This is a genomic window from Acinetobacter sp. AOR01_HL (assembly GCF_027855455.1).
GTDB classification, from domain to species: Bacteria; Pseudomonadota; Gammaproteobacteria; order Pseudomonadales; family Moraxellaceae; genus Acinetobacter; species Acinetobacter baumannii.
Window position 1 is genome coordinate 1 of the sequence record NZ_JAKTIM010000023.1, and the last position, 15255, is coordinate 15255.

General features: G+C 58.2%; 11 protein-coding genes and 7 pseudogenes. 12 read left to right on the plus strand and 6 right to left on the minus strand.

Annotation, left to right across the window (positions count from 1 at the left end):
• Window positions 1-417, minus strand: a pseudogene (locus MKL62_RS07820) (IS5-like element ISAba13 family transposase); the annotation flags it as partial.
• A gap of 53 nt (window positions 418-470) precedes the next feature.
• A pseudogene (locus tag MKL62_RS07825) lies at window positions 471-548 on the minus strand (IS630 transposase-related protein); the annotation flags it as partial.
• Between the two features lie 410 nt (window positions 549-958).
• Here MKL62_RS07825 and MKL62_RS07835 point away from each other — a divergent pair.
• From MKL62_RS07835 to MKL62_RS07880, 10 genes and pseudogenes are all read left to right on the plus strand, one after another.
• The gene (locus MKL62_RS07835) at window positions 959-1528 is read left to right on the plus strand and encodes an Hsp20/alpha crystallin family protein (protein WP_000350434.1); all 570 of its coding nucleotides are present in this window, start codon (window positions 959-961) and stop codon (window positions 1526-1528) included.
• A gap of 93 nt (window positions 1529-1621) precedes the next feature.
• Window positions 1622-4504, plus strand: a complete 2883-nt coding sequence (gene clpK / locus MKL62_RS07840) for a heat shock survival AAA family ATPase ClpK (RefSeq protein WP_057050248.1) — start codon at window positions 1622-1624, stop codon at window positions 4502-4504.
• Window positions 4505-4507: 3 nt separating this feature from the next.
• A pseudogene (locus MKL62_RS19645) lies at window positions 4508-4678 on the plus strand (PLDc N-terminal domain-containing protein); the annotation flags it as partial.
• A 165-nt stretch (window positions 4679-4843) separates the two neighbouring features.
• Window positions 4844-5197 (plus strand): annotated as a pseudogene (gene yfdX1 / locus MKL62_RS07850) (heat resistance protein YfdX1); the annotation flags it as partial.
• Between the two features lie 102 nt (window positions 5198-5299).
• On the plus strand, window positions 5300-6187 hold the full coding sequence (gene yfdX2 / locus MKL62_RS07855) for a heat resistance protein YfdX2 (RefSeq protein WP_002126446.1): 888 nt from the start codon (window positions 5300-5302) through the stop codon (window positions 6185-6187).
• A gap of 89 nt (window positions 6188-6276) precedes the next feature.
• Window positions 6277-6888: a heat resistance membrane protein HdeD-GI gene (hdeD-GI, locus tag MKL62_RS07860; protein WP_004834871.1), complete on the plus strand. Its 612-nt coding sequence runs from the start codon at window positions 6277-6279 to the stop codon at window positions 6886-6888.
• A gap of 79 nt (window positions 6889-6967) precedes the next feature.
• Window positions 6968-8113: an RNA polymerase sigma factor gene (locus MKL62_RS07865; protein ID WP_005130191.1), complete on the plus strand. Its 1146-nt coding sequence runs from the start codon at window positions 6968-6970 to the stop codon at window positions 8111-8113.
• The gene (gene trx-GI / locus MKL62_RS07870; protein WP_004834869.1) at window positions 8103-8543 is read left to right on the plus strand and encodes a heat resistance system thioredoxin Trx-GI; all 441 of its coding nucleotides are present in this window, start codon (window positions 8103-8105) and stop codon (window positions 8541-8543) included. Before MKL62_RS07865 ends, trx-GI begins: the two co-directional genes overlap by 11 nt.
• A 3-nt stretch (window positions 8544-8546) precedes the next feature.
• The gene (locus tag MKL62_RS07875) at window positions 8547-10253 is read left to right on the plus strand and encodes a cation:proton antiporter domain-containing protein (protein WP_032006326.1); all 1707 of its coding nucleotides are present in this window, start codon (window positions 8547-8549) and stop codon (window positions 10251-10253) included.
• A complete protein-coding gene (locus tag MKL62_RS07880; protein ID WP_223236548.1) occupies window positions 10228-10551 on the plus strand; it encodes a hypothetical protein in 324 nt (107 codons plus the stop codon). Before MKL62_RS07875 ends, MKL62_RS07880 begins: the two co-directional genes overlap by 26 nt.
• Window positions 10552-11301: 750 nt before the next feature.
• Here MKL62_RS07880 and MKL62_RS07885 read toward each other — a convergent pair.
• The 4 genes and pseudogenes from MKL62_RS07885 to MKL62_RS07900 form a co-directional block, all read right to left on the minus strand.
• Window positions 11302-12453, minus strand: a complete 1152-nt coding sequence (locus MKL62_RS07885; RefSeq protein WP_000221973.1) for a S1C family serine protease — start codon at window positions 12451-12453, stop codon at window positions 11302-11304.
• A 19-nt stretch (window positions 12454-12472) separates the two neighbouring features.
• Window positions 12473-13426: a zinc metalloprotease HtpX gene (locus MKL62_RS07890; protein ID WP_005130184.1), complete on the minus strand. Its 954-nt coding sequence runs from the start codon at window positions 13424-13426 to the stop codon at window positions 12473-12475.
• Window positions 13413-13901: a phosphate-starvation-inducible PsiE family protein gene (locus MKL62_RS07895; protein ID WP_005130182.1), complete on the minus strand. Its 489-nt coding sequence runs from the start codon at window positions 13899-13901 to the stop codon at window positions 13413-13415. The genes MKL62_RS07890 and MKL62_RS07895 overlap by 14 nt, the downstream gene beginning before the upstream one ends.
• 11 nt (window positions 13902-13912) lie before the next feature.
• Window positions 13913-14244 (minus strand): annotated as a pseudogene (locus MKL62_RS07900) (GGDEF domain-containing protein).
• A 59-nt stretch (window positions 14245-14303) separates the two neighbouring features.
• Between MKL62_RS07900 and MKL62_RS07905 the strand changes: the two are divergent.
• A pseudogene (locus MKL62_RS07905) lies at window positions 14304-14652 on the plus strand (IS630 transposase-related protein).
• 186 nt (window positions 14653-14838) lie between these two features.
• Window positions 14839-15255: pseudogene (locus MKL62_RS07910) on the plus strand (IS5-like element ISAba13 family transposase); the annotation flags it as partial.

The following is a 15255-nucleotide window of genomic DNA, read 5'->3' on the forward strand; positions in this document are numbered from 1 at the left end:
CTGATGTTTTTTACGCTTCCATTCACCCTCACCTAAGAATTTCAGACCTGTAGAGTCAACGATTAGATACAGTCCATCACAACTTTTTTGATAGCTAATCACAATATCAATATGCTGTTGTCGTCTACAAATTGTAGTGTAGTCTGGCGCTATCCAATTTAACCCACAAAGATGGATGAGACTTTGAACAAAGCCAGTGACCATGCGTAAAGACAATCGGAAGAGAGATTTAATCATTAGGCAGCATTGGATAGCTGCGTCGGAGTAAGTTTGATTTCGTCCTTGTTTGCCTTTTGATGGGGCATACCATTGCGTAGCAGGATCAAACCAAATGGCAATATTTCCACGATTAATGAGAGCTCGGTTATATGAAGACCAATTGGTTGTGCGATAAATTTTAGGTGTCGACTTATTCATTTGAAAATTATATTGTGGAATAAGCCTTTAGAGATAGGTTTGTGCAACAAAGCCATTTCGAAGTGCTGAGCAACCGCTCGAATAGATTGGCCTTCTTCAAGCTTGGCTAATATTTTCTTTCTAAAATGTATTGTATTGGTATCGGTATTGTATTGGTTTTTTTGCGTGCTTACTATACGTTGTCTGGGGCAACGGAAGTGTTTCGACCCGACTCTGGAACGCGATCCGCAGCGACGACTAGGCAATTCCGCACGTTGGCCTGATCAGGTCGCCCCGCTGCACCTTGTCTGAGCAGTCGACCTGCATCAATGGGGCGGGAGATCGCTGTACATTGAATGTTGATATTCTTTCCTGATAAGCGCAGTATCTTACAAAGTCTTGCAAGGATTTCCTTGGCCGGAACCGCAAAGCGACGCGATTGGAGAGGGCGAAATGAAAGCGCACCTACAGGTGATTTTCACGCTCGATGAATTGGCAGCGTACTTGAAAGTCGGCAAGCGGAGTGAGCGAGAGTCTTCAATTTTTCTTCTGGAGGTGTGACATGGACATTGATTTCAAGAAATTGGCTCCCTGGAACTGGTTCAAAAAGGAGCAGGAAGAACAACAGAGCACTGCCTCGCTGCCGGTGCAGCGCAATGACCTGCAGGTGTCGGGTGGGCCCGTCAGTCCCATCCTGCAATTGCATCGCGAGATCGACCGCCTGTTCGACGACGCGTTCCGAGGCTTCGGTTTCCCGACGCTGGCCATGCCACGCTGGCCGTCGGACTGGCCGGGCATGCTGAAGCCGGCGCTGGACATCCAGGAGACCGACAAGCAGTACAAGATCGCCCTGGAAGTACCCGGCGTCGACGAAAAAGACATCCAGATCACGCTCGACAACGACGTGCTGCTGGTGCGCGGTGAAAAGCGTCAGGAGCAGGAAACGAAAGACGGCGGTTTCCACCGGGTGGAGCGCTCCTACGGTAGCTTTCAGCGCGCTCTGAACCTGCCGGCCGATGCCAACCAGGACACGATCAAGGCCGCTTTCAAGAACGGCGTGCTCACGATCACGATGGAAAAGCGCGAGGCCAGTACGCCCAAGCAGGGGCGCTCGATCCCGATCAACGGCTGACGCGGGGCAGCGCGTTTTTCTCAAAAACCAAAAAGAAATGAGGCACCGTGATCGGCGGTGCCTCTTCAGATCAATCTTTACAGGAGTATCAGCATGGACAGAAAACAATGCCAGGTCTGCGGCCAACCCGCCACCGTGCGGGTGGAAGCCAATCTCAACGGTCGTCACAGCACCATGCTGTTGTGTGACGACCATTACCGTCAACTGGTGCGCCAGCAAAAGCGCACCGTCTCGCCGCTGGAAGCCTTGTTCGGCTCGCGCAGCGGCCTATTCGAGGACTTCCTCGGCAGTGACTTCTTCCGCATCGGCGACGACGCGACGCCGATGGCCGCCGATACCGATGACGTGGTCGATGCCTCGTTCGGCGAGCCCGCCGCCGCAGGTTCGGGTGCGCCGCGCCGTCGCGGCAGTGGTTTGGCCAGCCGCATCAGCGAACAGTCGGAAGCCCTGCTGCAGGAGGCCGCCAAACACGCTGCCGAATTTGGCCGCGCCGAGGTGGATACCGAACATCTGCTGCTGGCGCTGGCCGACAGCGACGTGGTCAAGACCATCCTGGGTCAGTTCAAGATCAAGGTCGATGACCTCAAGCGGCAGATCGAGTCCGAGGCCAAGCGCGGGGACAAGCCGTTCGAGGGCGAGATCGGCGTGTCGCCGCGCGTGAAGGATGCGCTCAGCCGCGCTTTCGTGACCTCCAATGAACTCGGCCATTCCTATGTCGGTCCGGAGCACTTCCTGGTCGGTCTGGCCGAGGAAGGCGAAGGGCTGGCCGCCAACCTGCTGCGCCGTTACGGCCTGACGCCGCAGGCGCTGCGCCAACAGGTCAGCAAGGTGGTCGGCAAGGGCGCCGAGGATGGCCGCGCCGAGACGCCGACCAACACGCCGGAACTCGACAAGTACTCACGTGACCTGACCAAGATGGCGCATGACGGCAAGCTCGACCCGGTGATCGGCCGTGCGCAGGAGATCGAGACCACCATCGAGGTGCTGGCCCGGCGCAAGAAGAACAACCCGGTGCTGATCGGCGAGCCGGGCGTGGGCAAGACCGCCATCGTCGAGGGGCTGGCGCAGCGCATGGTGGCCGGTGAAGTGCCCGAGACCTTGCGCGACAAGCGCCTGGTGGAACTCAATATCAACGCCATGGTGGCCGGCGCCAAGTATCGCGGCGAGTTCGAGGAGCGCGTGCAAAAGGTGCTGAAGGAGATCTCCGAGCACCAGGGCGAGCTGATTCTGTTCATCGACGAGGTGCACACCATCGTCGGTGCCGGCCAGGGCGGTGGCGAAGGCGGGCTGGACGTGGCCAACGTCTTCAAGCCGATGATGGCGCGCGGCGAGCTGAACCTGATCGGCGCCACCACGCTCAACGAGTACCAGAAATACATCGAGAAGGATGCCGCGCTGGAGCGGCGCTTCCAGCCGGTGACGGTGCCCGAGCCGACAGTGGCACAGGCCATCATGATTCTGCGCGGCCTGCGCGACACCTTCGAGGCGCACCACAAGGTCAGCATCTCTGAGGACGCGATCATCGCGGCGGCTGAGTTGTCCGACCGCTACATCACCGCCCGCTTTTTGCCCGACAAGGCCATCGACCTGCTCGACCAGGCGGCCGCGCGCGTGAAGCTGTCGGCCACGGCCCGGCCGGTGGCCGTGCAGGAGCTGGAGTCCGAACTGCACCAGCTGCGGCGTGAACAGGATTACGTGGCCGCGCGCAAGCAGTACGACAAGGCCGCCGAGCTCGGCAAGCGCATCGAGGCCAAGGAGGCCGAGCTCAAGAAGCTGATCGAGGGCTGGGAGCGGGAGCGGGCCTCTGGCAGTGCCGAAGTCAAGGCAGAACACGTGGCCCAGATCGTTTCGCGCCTGACCGGCATCCCAGTCAACGAGTTGACGGTGGAAGAGCGCGAAAAGCTGCTGCACCTGGAACAACGGCTGCACGAGCGCCTAGTGGGACAAGACGAGGCGGTCCGTGCCGTGGCCGATGCCGTGCGGCTGTCTCGCGCGGGCTTACGCGAAGGTAGCAAACCGGTGGCTACCTTCCTGTTCCTGGGCCCGACCGGGGTGGGCAAGACCGAGCTCGCCAAGGCGCTGGCCGAGTCCATCTATGGCGATGAAGGTGCGCTGCTGCGCATCGACATGTCCGAGTACGGGGAACGCCATACCGTGGCACGTCTGGTGGGGGCGCCTCCAGGTTACATCGGTTACGACGAAGGCGGTCAGCTCACCGAGAAGGTGCGGCGCAAGCCCTACAGCGTGTTGCTGCTGGACGAAATCGAGAAGGCTCACCCCGACGTCTACAACATCCTACTGCAGGTGTTCGACGACGGGCGGCTCACCGACGGCAAGGGCCGGGTGGTGGATTTCACCAATACCATCATCATCGCCACCTCGAACTTGGGCTCGGACATCATCCAGCGTCGGCTGAAGGCCCGTGACGCCGCCGGCGAGGAATACGAGAAGACCAAGTTCGAGGTGATGGACGTGCTGCGCGGACACTTCCGCCCCGAGTTCCTCAACCGCATCGACGAGATCATCGTCTTCCATGCGCTGGGCAAGGAGGAGATCCGCCATATCGTCGGCCTGCAGCTCGATCGTGTGGCCCGCAACGCCGCCAGCCAGGGCGTGACGCTCACCTTCGATCAGACGCTGATCGACCATTTCGCGGAAGAAGGCTACAAGCCGGAGTTCGGTGCGCGTGAACTCAAGCGCCTGATCCGCAGCGAACTGGAAACGACGCTGGCGCGCGAGATGCTCGGCGGCGGCATTGGCAAGGGCGATCACGCCAGCGCCCGCTGGGACGACAAGGCCGAACGGGTGGTCTGCGAGCGCCAGGAGCCACCCGCGAAGCCGGCCGAGCCTGAGAAGCCCGATGCCGCGAAGGCGGCCGAGCCTGAGAAGCCCGATGCCGCGAAGCCGGCCGAGACGCCGCCGAGCGACGCGAGCAAGCCTGCGCGCAAGAAGAAGTCAGCGGGCGGCGAATCTTGAGCGATGGGGGCTGTCGTGTCCGACCCCAACGGGCTGACATGGGCAGCCACCCTCGTGCCGCTGGCGGTCACTATCCCCACAGCGGGGCACACGGTCATCTTCAAGCGTGACCCTCGATCGGCCACGCTGTGGGTGCTGCTGATCGCGCTGTTGCCGCTGGGCGGTTCGCTGCTGTATGGGCTGTTCTGCATCAACCGTTACCAGCGGCGGGCGCGGCGGCTGTTTCCGGGGGCAGATCCTGCTGTTCGGCAGGACCTCACGCCTACGATGCCCCAGACCGTATCGGCGCCGTTTGCCGGCCTGGCGCACCTGGTGGGACGTGCCACCGGCCAGTCGCTGACCAGCGGCAAGATCGACAACGCCAAAGCGGAACTCGCCCGAGCACTGAACACCCTGGTGGTGACCTCGGTCGCCTTTCCTCTGACCGTGCTACGGGCCGAAGCCGCGATCGCAAAAGCTGAAAAGCTGGCCGAGACCGACAAGCGCGATGCCAAGCAGAACGAGGAGCTCAGCACCTTGCTGTCGTCCGTGTGCACGGAGATCGAGATGGCGCAGATCCTGGGTTATGGCAAGAAGGCAGACTTCAAACCCATCTTCGATCAGGTGAAGTTCATTGAGCAAAAGTCGGCTGGTGGCAAAAGCGGCAAGGGATGGTTCGACGAGTTGAAGACGCGCATCCAAAAGCTGTTTTGAGGTGATGAAGGGGCTGACTGCTCTGTCGGTCAGTCTCGCGATGTTCGCATTCAGCCCCAATAGATTCGCCTATTTTCACTATCTCATACGAGGTATATCACCATGAATGAGCAAACACCGAATCCCAATGCGACGAACGAAGGAATAAACGAACAGGCCGCGGTAAGCAGCCTTCCTGTCAGTCCAGAGGCCAAGCCTGAAGTCGTCACGGAGGTACAGCCTGAGGTTCAGAAGGAAACGGACTCGCAGGCGGCAGACAAACGTAAACAAGTCCTCGATGAGGCCGTCTCGGCCTTGTCGCTGACCAAATCAGCGCTGGCCGCACTTGACGGCAAGGACACTGCACGCGCATTGGCAACGCTGGCCGAAGTGACGGGAAAGCTGGAGCTGATCGTCGCGCGCGAACCCACGCTCGCCCTGGCCGGCGTTGATGTGCGCACCATCGTGCACGACTTGTTCGCCAACACGGAAACCATTGAGGCGATGACCGACGAGGCGCTGGATGCCCTCAAACATGGCGAGGTGCAACGGGCTCGCCACGTGCTGGCTTTGCTGGCCAGTGAAATCGTGATCACAGTCACCAACATCCCTTTGGCGTCCTATCCCGCAGCCGTGAAGGCAGTCGTGCCGCTGATCGATCAGGGCAAGATCGAAGAAGCCAAAGCCGCGCTGCAGTCAGCGCTCAGCACGCTGGTCGAGGAGCGCAGCGTGCTTCCGCTGCCCGTCCTGCGTGCGAAGCTGCTCCTGAAGCGCGCAGAGCCCCTGGTAGAAGATGGTCAGCGCAGCGAAGCATCCAATGAGCGCCTGGAGACATTGTTGAACGAAGCCCGGCAGCAGTTGGAAATGGCAGAACTGCTGGGCTATGGTAAAAGGAAGGACTTTGAGCCCCTATACGCTGAACTCAAGAAAATCAAGGAAAAGACGGGAGGGGGAGGCTGCGGAAAAGGCTGGCTCGATGAAGTCAAGGCAAAACTGTCCAAGTTGTTCTGAAACCGCTGGAGAGGGGGCGCATAGCGCCCCCTCTCTTGTCCCATGAGTGTTTGATTTTTTATTTTGTATAGATCTTTAGGAGATATTGCATGAACACAGATACCATCGCCAATTCCAATGCGGATGACCCCACCAAAGCACTGTGTTCGCTGAGCCAAAATTGGTGGCTTTTTGTGCTGCGCGGTGTCTTGGCATTGATTTTTGCAGCCCTCGCGTTCTGGATGCCACAATCGGCTCTGTTGGCCATGACCATCATGTTCGGCGCATTTTCCTTGGTCAATGGCGCGTTCAACTTGTTTGCAGCGGTGCGCCATATCCAGAAAAAAGAGCGCTGGGGCTGGCTGCTGTTCAGCGGCATTGTCGGCATACTTACGGGCGTCGTCGTCCTGGTTGCTCCTTGGGTCGCCACGATAGTCTTGGCTTCTTTTTTATGGGCTAGCGTGGGCTTCTGGGCGATTTTCACCGGTGTGCTGGAGATATCCGCCGCCGTTCGGCTGCGTCGGGAAATCAAGGGTGAAATCTGGCTTGCCCTCAGTGGACTGCTCTCGATTATACTTGGCGCTATCGTCTTGTGGATATTTTTTACCCGTCCGGTCGAGTCATTCGTGGCCGCAGGCTGGCTGTTGGGTTTCCATGCGGCAGTCTATGGCGTCACGCTTTTGTTCTTTAGTTGGAGTCTTCGCAAAACGCGCCTGGGGTAAGAGCGTGCCAAACCAAAATCTATGGATATGAGCATCCTCGATTCATACCTCCATAGAAATGACATCGAAGGAGTCATACATGCAGATGCAATATAGCTATCGAGCTATCGACAAAGAGTTTCATGAACCTTGGCAGAGAGCTTTGGGAAATGTGATCGAGCACGCCCTCAAGCCATTGCTCGACAAACACACTAAAGATTCAGCGCAACTTCAAATCATCCTTGATCGCGACAAGATCAAGCGGCAATTTCTGGCCAGTGGCTATATGCACCTGCCCGGCAAAAAGATTGTCAGCGTTACTGCATCACATGACGAGCTGACGCCCCTCGCGCAGATGCTCGCAAAGTCGTTGTTCCGTCAGGCCAAGAAGCATTTTGACCGACTGCATGCTCAGGATCAAATCAAGCGCAAAGCACGACGCGAGCGCTTGCGCGAGCTCAAGGTGCGGATTGCCGCAAAACCCGCATCAGCCGCCCATAAGGCCGAGGTGACCCGAATGCCTCTACTGTCGAAACTTGAGGCTGTCGCAAGGCGTGAGCTGGCTTATCTGCGGGCCGTCGGCGATTTACCGCGCGATTATCCGACGCTACGCGACGTGGTGGATGAAGCGATTGTCCGAGCTGAGGTGGAATGGCAATCCGTGCCGGGGGAAAAAAAGGCTTACACCGGTCTTTTGAAGCATCTGTTCGCCGTCCTGGATAACGAAGTGGCAAGCAGCCGGCAATTTGGCGAATTCGTTTCTCTGGACGCGCCGGTCGAACCGGATGCCCAAGACGTGGCCGAGGCCATGGTGGAAGAGGAAATCTTCGAATTTTATCAGCCCGATGACACACTCAAGCTGGCCGATATCTTCGCTGGCAGTCAGCATCCCGATGTCGCAACGATCGCGGAACAGGAGGAGCTGATTGATCGGTCGAGCGAGTTCGCTTTTGCATTTGACCTGCTGAAGGACATGCCGCGTTTGTGGCGGCGCATTTTTCTGCTTATCCGTGTGGACGGGCTGAATGCCAGCAGCGTCTCTGAAATCCTGCTGATTCCTAATAAGGAAGATGCTGTCCGAAGGTGGCTCATGCAGGCCGAAGCATTCATCGCTGCTCATCTGGAAGAGGCCGGAGTAAGCAAAAACGGGAACGATTGGCTCCAAGGCGTTGATTGGTCGGCATTGTCTGTGACCCGAAGCGAGGCAGCCTCACTGTGGTCCAAGGAGGCGAACCATGAAGAATGATCTTCACCTCGTCTGCCCGCATTGCCAGTCCATCAACCGCGTACCGACTGCGAAGCTATCGGAACATCCCAACTGTGGCCGCTACCAGCAGCCCTTGTTCACGGGCGAGCCCATCGAGTTGACCACGGCGACGTTCTCGCGCCACGTGGAGCGCAGCGATCTGCCGCTGCTGGTCGATTTCTGGGCGCCATGGTGCGGGCCGTGCAAGATGATGGCGCCACAGTTCCAGCAAGCGGCGAACCAGCTCGAACCGAGGATCTGGCTGGCGAAGGTGAATACCGAGGCTGAGCCCCACCTGGCCGCGCAGTTCGGTATCCGCAGCATCCCGACGCTCGCCCTGTTCCAGAGTGGGCGGGAGATCGCCCGTCAGGCCGGCGCGATGGGCACGCAGGACATCGTGCGCTGGACGTCGACGCAAGTGGGACGCTGACCGATGCAGGGCTTGCTTGGTGCTACGTTAATCCTGCTGGCGGCTTGCAGCCTGGCGGCGATGGCGACGGCGGCGTTCAGAGTGCCCGCCTTGCTGGGGTATCTCTCTGTCGGCGTTGTACTGGGCCCCTCAGTCATCGGCGTGATCGCGCCGGGGGAGACGCTGAGCTTTCTGTCCGAGCTGGGCGTGGCGCTGCTGTTGTTCATGGTCGGACTGGAATTTTCCCTCGGACACTTCTGGCTCGCCCGCAGGACAGTGCTGATGGCGGGCGCTCTGCAGATGATCGCCGTGGCCCCGCCGCTGATCCTGCTATTGATGTGGCTGGGGCAGCCCGGCCAGAGCGCCGTGCTGCTCGGCACTGCGGCGGCCATGTCGTCCACGGCGCTGGTCAGCCGACAACTGGCCGACCAAGGCGAGCTCACCACCCGCCACGGCCGCAGTGCCATCGCCGTGCTGGTCTTTCAGGACCTGGCCAGCGTGCCCCTGTTGGCCTTGCTGGCGATCTGGGCGCGCGGCGAGTCGCCGAAGATCGAGCATGTGCTGCTCGAAGTATTCGGTGTGCTGCTGCTGTTCGCGGCAGCGGCCCTCGCCTCGCGCCGTCTGTTGCATGGTCTGCTGGGCTGGGTGGCGCGGCGGGGCCACGAGGAATCGTTCGTGCTCGTCTCCTTGTGCGTGGTGGTGGCTGCCGCCGCCGCTGCGCACGCGGTCGGCGTATCCGCCGCCCTGGGGGCCTTCCTCGCCGGGATGGTGCTGGGCGAGAGCGACTTCCGGCACCACATGGAAAGCCACCTCAGGCCGTTTCGCGATGTGCTGTCGGGCCTGTTCTTCGTGACCATCGGCTTGCAGCTGGATGTCGCGCAGATCGTGGCAGCACCGCTGGCGGTACTGGGCTGGCTGTTGGCCTTGGTGCCTCTCAAGATGGGGCTGAACTTTCTGGCTCTGCGCGCAACCCGCCTGTCGGCGCTCGACGCCTGGCGCACAGGCATCGTGCTGGGGCATGGCGGCGAGTTTGCGCTGCTGCTCCTGGGCATGGTCATGCAGCAGCACTTGGTTGCCGCCAACGTGGTGCAACCGATGCTGATCGCGTTGGTGCTGAGCATGGGGTTGGCGCCGCTCCTGATCCGACACCATGACCGTTGGGCGCGGGCATTCAGCCGCTCGGGCGCACTCGGTCAGCCACCGCAGGCCGAAGAAGGCGAAGTCGCCGAGCGGGCGCGGTCGTTGCGCGACCATGTGATCATCTGTGGGGCGGATGAAGTCGGGCTGCTGCTGAGTCGAACGCTGCGTCTGGCAGGCGTGCCGCATTTGCTGCTGGAATCGGACCGCCAAAGGGTCGAAGCGGGTCGTGCGATGGGGGCGCCGGTGTCGTATGGCGATGCCAGTCGGCTCGACACCCTGGCCGCCGCCGGATTGGCCCATGCCCGTCTGGTGGTGCTGACGCTTGTTCGTCCGCAGACGGCCGAGCGCATTGCGCGAGCGGTCCTCGAACGCCGCCCGACCTTGCCCTTGGTGGTGGCCACTGACCGCGTAACGGATGCCCAGCTTTTGCGTAATCTGCCCAATGTCAGGCTGTACCCGTTGTACCTGGCTTTGGGACTGGGGCTGGCCGAGCAGGTGCTGTTGATGCTGGGCATCAATGCCGACTACGTCAACCGCCGGATCGAGGAATTACGGCAGACACTCAGTGAGTCAGGTGGGGATAGACCATGAACGGGCCGGCCATTGGGTTGATGGTGTCGCTACTTGCCAATATTGGCATGGCGGTTGCGCGTGGGGTTTTGCTCGTACCAATCGCCAGAGGCGCGACGAGCTGAAGCTTCGCCAACAAGCGAAAATCGACGACAACGAACGGATCGCCATCGCCCTGGAAGGCGCAGAATTGGGGTTCTGGGAATGGGATATCGCCACCGACAGCTTCAGGCTTTCTGCCCGCAGTCTGGCGATGTTCGGCTTCACCTCCGACGACGAGAAGATTGGCGCCACCCATGCCGCATGGGAGCTGACCTAAAAGTTTGGTGTTCGACATGAGCCTTGTTTTAATCTAATAATTGAAATGAACCAAATGCTTTATCGATTTGAACCATAGATTTAAAATGGAATCGGTTTTTTATGACTTATTTGGTTGTATTTTGATCTAGTTTTTCTATATTTTATGACTAAAATTATGACTAAAAGAAAATATAAAATAAGTCTTTAAAAATAAAGACTTATTAATCTAGTCATAATCTTGGTCACATCTTTCACCAAGGTTAAGTTTCATCCTAACCCTAAAAACAGAGAGAAACGTCGCGCGCTCTCCTATTCATAAAAAATCCATTTTATATCAGTATGTTGTGAGCACTTACACCCGAGACTGGATCGTTTTGCCTTTCATGGGAGAATGATTAAGGGCGCTAAAGTATCATCCTAATTTTCGCCCAGGCTCGAAAAATACGGTAAATGGTGAAAATAAAAATTCATCCTTTTCCGATGTTGCCCGTTCCAACACGTAAGCAGTCAGTCAGAAAAAACACATAGATCCAATCCCTAGCGAGCATTGAGCTCTCTCATCCGTGCCAACTGCTCCAACCCTTGGACGCCCTAAATGCTTACCCAAAAAAATCAACATCTTCTTTTAAAAACACAATCAAAAATGACTCCCTTATATCCATTTAACCTAAACAGCCTTCCCCCCACTGCACTAGCTAGGGCTCGTAGTTCGGCGCAAGGCTGAAGTCGCTTGACTGCTTCGCTGTGCAGATCCATGACCCACTTTCCATCAAACTCCCGGTTGTAGTTCCACAAGCATCTCGCGAGTCTTGCCGGCCCGCTCCACTAACAAGACCACAACATCTCCAACGTTCTTGTCGTCTAGCCGGGCCTGTAATGTGGTGACGTCGTCGACGGCGATACCGTCGATGCTGATAACGCGATCGCCGGGCACGATGCCGCCTGCGGTGACCTCGACGCCGACGAGCCCGGCCCTGTGCGCCACCGAGCCCGGCGTCACGCGCAATACGAATACGCCCTTACTACCGGTCAGCGCCTGCAGACGCGCGTTGAGCTGCTCATCCACCTCGATGCCCAGCGCCGGACGGATGTACTTGCCGGTCTTTATGAGTTGCGGCACCACGCGCATGACGGTATCCACCGGCACAGCGAAACCGATGCCAGCGGACGCGCCCGAAGGGCTGTAGATGGCGGTGTTGATGCCGATCAGCCGCCCAGCCGAATCGAGCAGCGGGCCGCCGGAGTTGCCGGGGTTGATAGCGGCGTCGGTCTGGATCAGGTGATCGATGGCAGGCCCGCCCCCTTCGCCGTCGAGGGTGCGGTCGAGCGCCGAGACGATGCCGGTGGTGAGCGTCCAGTCCAATCCGAAGGGATTGCCGATAGCGAACACTTTCTGCCCGACCTTGAGGTCGGCACTGGTGCCCACCGGCACAGCTGGCGGGCGCTTGAAGCCGACGCCGATCTTGAGCACGGCGATGTCGTGCTCGGGGCTGGCGCCCACCAGCGCAGCCTGATAATCGCGACCGTCGGCCAGTTTGACCGTGGCAGACGATGCCCCCTGGATGACGTGGAAGTTGGTCACCACGTGGCCGGCATCGTCCCAGATGAAGCCGGAGCCGGTGCCGCGCGGCACGGAAAAGACATTGCGCGACCAGACGTCACGCACCAGTTGCGCCGTGGTGATGTAAACCACCGACCCGCGCGATTTCTCGAACAGTTGGATGGTGGTCTGCTCGTCTGCCGCCAGATCACCACGCGGTGTCACCGTGCGCTCGGCCGCTTCGCGCGGACTGAACCAGGCTTCGATGGCAGGCAAGAACTGCCACAGCAGCATGAGTGCGGCGATGCAGCCAGTGATGACGAGCCAGCGCCGGATGAATCGGTCCGGCGCCGGGCGGCTGTTGAGATCGGGGTAGGTCATGCCATTCTCCTTGTTGAAATCAGCGCCAGACACCGCTGGCGCGCCAACGCGGTGGGCGTGGCGCCAAGGGGATGTCCGGCAGAAATGGGCTGGAATGAAGCGGTTGCGGTGCCATCGAATCAGCCAATTCCCGCAAGCGTTGGATGCGCTCTGGCGTCGCCGGATGCGTGCGCAACCAGGAGGGTTCCGGGTTGCCCCATCCGGGCAGCAGCCAGGCGCGACTCTCCCGCTCGATCTTGGCGAGCGCCAAAGCCAATCCCTGTGGGTCGCCGGTCAATTCGGCGGTGAGCCGGTCGGCGTCGAATTCGCGCACCCGCGACAAACCCAGTTGCGCCAGCAGCGCGAGCTGCGGCGAAACGGCCAGCAACAGCAGCGCCGGCCACTGGATAGCGACTGTGCCCCACAGTAAGGCCGGCAGGCTGAAGAGGAGCATGATTTGCCCCAACAAGGCCAGAAGATGGGTGAGCCGGCTGATGGAATCGGCCAGCCCCATGACACGCAAATCCTCGTTCGCAATATGCGCGATTTCGTGGCCGAGCACGCCGGTCAACTCGCGGAGCGTGAGGCTACGCAGCAGACCGTCGGTCAGCGCGATGGCCGCGTGATGCTTCGTACCGGTGGCGAAGGCGTTGACGACCCCGCTGGGCACGTAGTGCGGTACCGGCACGGCAGGCAACCCGGCCCGCGCCGCCAGTTCGCGCAACACAGCCCAAAGATCGGGCGCTTCATTCGGGTGCAGAGGGCGTGCGCCATACAGCCGCAGGGTCAGCCCGGAAGCCGCCGCCGGTTCGAGCAGCAGGGTGAACCCCGCGGCCGCCAGCGCCAGCCACAGAGCGCTGTCACCCAACAGCAGGCTGCCGGCGACGGCGGCAATCCCGAGCAGGGTCAGCACCAACAGCGCGGTTTGCAGGCGATTGAGCCAGCGATGCCGCGCGCCGGCAGCCTGCGCGTGGCGCCGATCACGATGGCTCATTTGGGCTTTCCCCAGCGGCCCGGTCATCGCGCTCGCGCAGCAGCCAGTAAGTCGCCCCGAGGGCCAGCATCGCGCCTGCGAGCGCCGCGATCTTGGCGGGGCTGGTCTCCGGGTCGAGGATCACGAACTTGCGCGCCAGGGCGATCAGCCCGATCAGGATCACCGTCTTGACTTGGATGATGCTATCGCGGCGCAAGGCCACCCGCACGATGGAATGCTTAAACTCCATGGCGATGAGCAGCGTCATGATCATGCCGAACACGGTCTGGAAGACCTTGTGATCGAGCGGATTGAACGCATCGATGACCAGCAGGCTGAAGACGATCGAGATCAGCTGCAGCAGCGAGACCACGATGATCACGGCAATGATTGCGGACAGCGCGAGCGCGATCACCTGTTCGAAGCGCTCGTAGAACGTCATCACTGCCCATTGGGCACGAAATGTTTTGATCGGGTCCAGTTGCTTTTCCTTCATCGCCATTCCTCTCAATTCTGAAATACTTGTGCGCCCACAACTTGGTTGCGCCCTTGTCTTTTTGCCTGGTAGAGCGCGCTGTCCGCCTGCTGCATCACCTGCTCGGAAGAGTTTAAGCAGACGTCAAGGGGGGCCACCCCCATGCTGGCGCTATAGCTGATCGACACCTCTCCACACACCACCGCTGTCGTCGCAACGTCTTGACGAAATCGCTCCGCCCATACTTGGGCGTCTTCAATCGATGCCGCTTCCAACAACACAGCGAATTCCTCCCCCCAATCCGGGCAGCCATGTCGGTTGCGCGAATGTGTTCCCTCAACCGTGCAGCAAAGTGCTTGAGCACCTCATCGCCGCACCCGTGTCCATATAGTAAGCACGCAAAAAAACCAATACAATACCGATATGAGTTATCCAATACATTTTAGAAAGAAAATATTAGCCAAGCTTGAAGAAGGCCAATCTATTCGAGCGGTTGCTCAGCACTTCGAAATTGATAAAAATACAATTGTCGAATGGAAAAAAGCGAATCGAAATAAAAAGAACTCGACCAAGAAAACCATCTAAAGTTGATGATGATGCCTTACGTGCAGATGTTGAGCAATATCCTGATGATTATCAATATGAACGCGCTGCTCGTTTTGGTTGTGGTATTTCTACAATTGGAGATGCGCTCAAGGATCTAAATATCACAGTTAAAAAAAGACCTTACTGCACCCGAAAGCAAAAACAGAACTCAGAGAGCAGTATTTAAAAGATTTAAACCGATTAAGGTATCAACACCCAATCATCTATCTTGATGAAAGTGGATTTAAATCTCATGAACATAGACCTCATGGTTATTTAAAACAGGGAAATCCTTGTTATGGAACATATAATTGGCAATGGCTTTGTTGCACAAACCTATCTCTAAAGGCTTATTCCACAATATAATTTTCAAATGAATAAGTCGACACCTAAAATTTATCGCACAACCAATTGGTCTTCATATAACCGAGCTCTCATTAATCGTGGAAATATTGCCATTTGGTTTGATCCTGCTACGCAATGGTATGCCCCATCAAAAGGCAAACAAGGACGAAATCAAACTTACTCCGACGCAGCTATCCAATGCTGCCTAATGATTAAATCTCTCTTCCGATTGTCTTTACGCATGGTCACTGGCTTTGTTCAAAGTCTCATCCATCTTTGTGGGTTAAATTGGATAGCGCCAGACTACACTACAATTTGTAGACGACAACAGCATATTGATATTGTGATTAGCTATCAAAAAAGTTGTGATGGACTGTATCTAATCGTTGACTCTACAGGTCTGAAATTCTTAGGTGAGGGTGAATGGAAGCGTAAAAAACATCAG

Excerpts from the sequence above, each read along its gene's own strand:
- MKL62_RS07835 (WP_000350434.1), top strand. The coding sequence starts at position 959 with ATGGACATTGATTTCAAGAAATTGGCTCCCTGGAACTGGTTCAAAAAG.
- clpK (WP_057050248.1), top strand. The coding sequence starts at position 1,622 with ATGGACAGAAAACAATGCCAGGTCTGCGGCCAACCCGCCACCGTGCGG.
- yfdX2 (WP_002126446.1), top strand. The coding sequence starts at position 5,300 with ATGAATGAGCAAACACCGAATCCCAATGCGACGAACGAAGGAATAAAC.
- hdeD-GI (WP_004834871.1), top strand. The coding sequence starts at position 6,277 with ATGAACACAGATACCATCGCCAATTCCAATGCGGATGACCCCACCAAA.
- MKL62_RS07865 (WP_005130191.1), top strand. The coding sequence starts at position 6,968 with ATGCAGATGCAATATAGCTATCGAGCTATCGACAAAGAGTTTCATGAA.
- trx-GI (WP_004834869.1), top strand. The coding sequence starts at position 8,103 with ATGAAGAATGATCTTCACCTCGTCTGCCCGCATTGCCAGTCCATCAAC.
- MKL62_RS07875 (WP_032006326.1), top strand. The coding sequence starts at position 8,547 with ATGCAGGGCTTGCTTGGTGCTACGTTAATCCTGCTGGCGGCTTGCAGC.
- MKL62_RS07885 (WP_000221973.1), bottom strand. The coding sequence starts at position 12,453 with ATGACCTACCCCGATCTCAACAGCCGCCCGGCGCCGGACCGATTCATC.
- MKL62_RS07890 (WP_005130184.1), bottom strand. The coding sequence starts at position 13,426 with ATGAGCCATCGTGATCGGCGCCACGCGCAGGCTGCCGGCGCGCGGCAT.
- MKL62_RS07895 (WP_005130182.1), bottom strand. The coding sequence starts at position 13,901 with ATGAAGGAAAAGCAACTGGACCCGATCAAAACATTTCGTGCCCAATGG.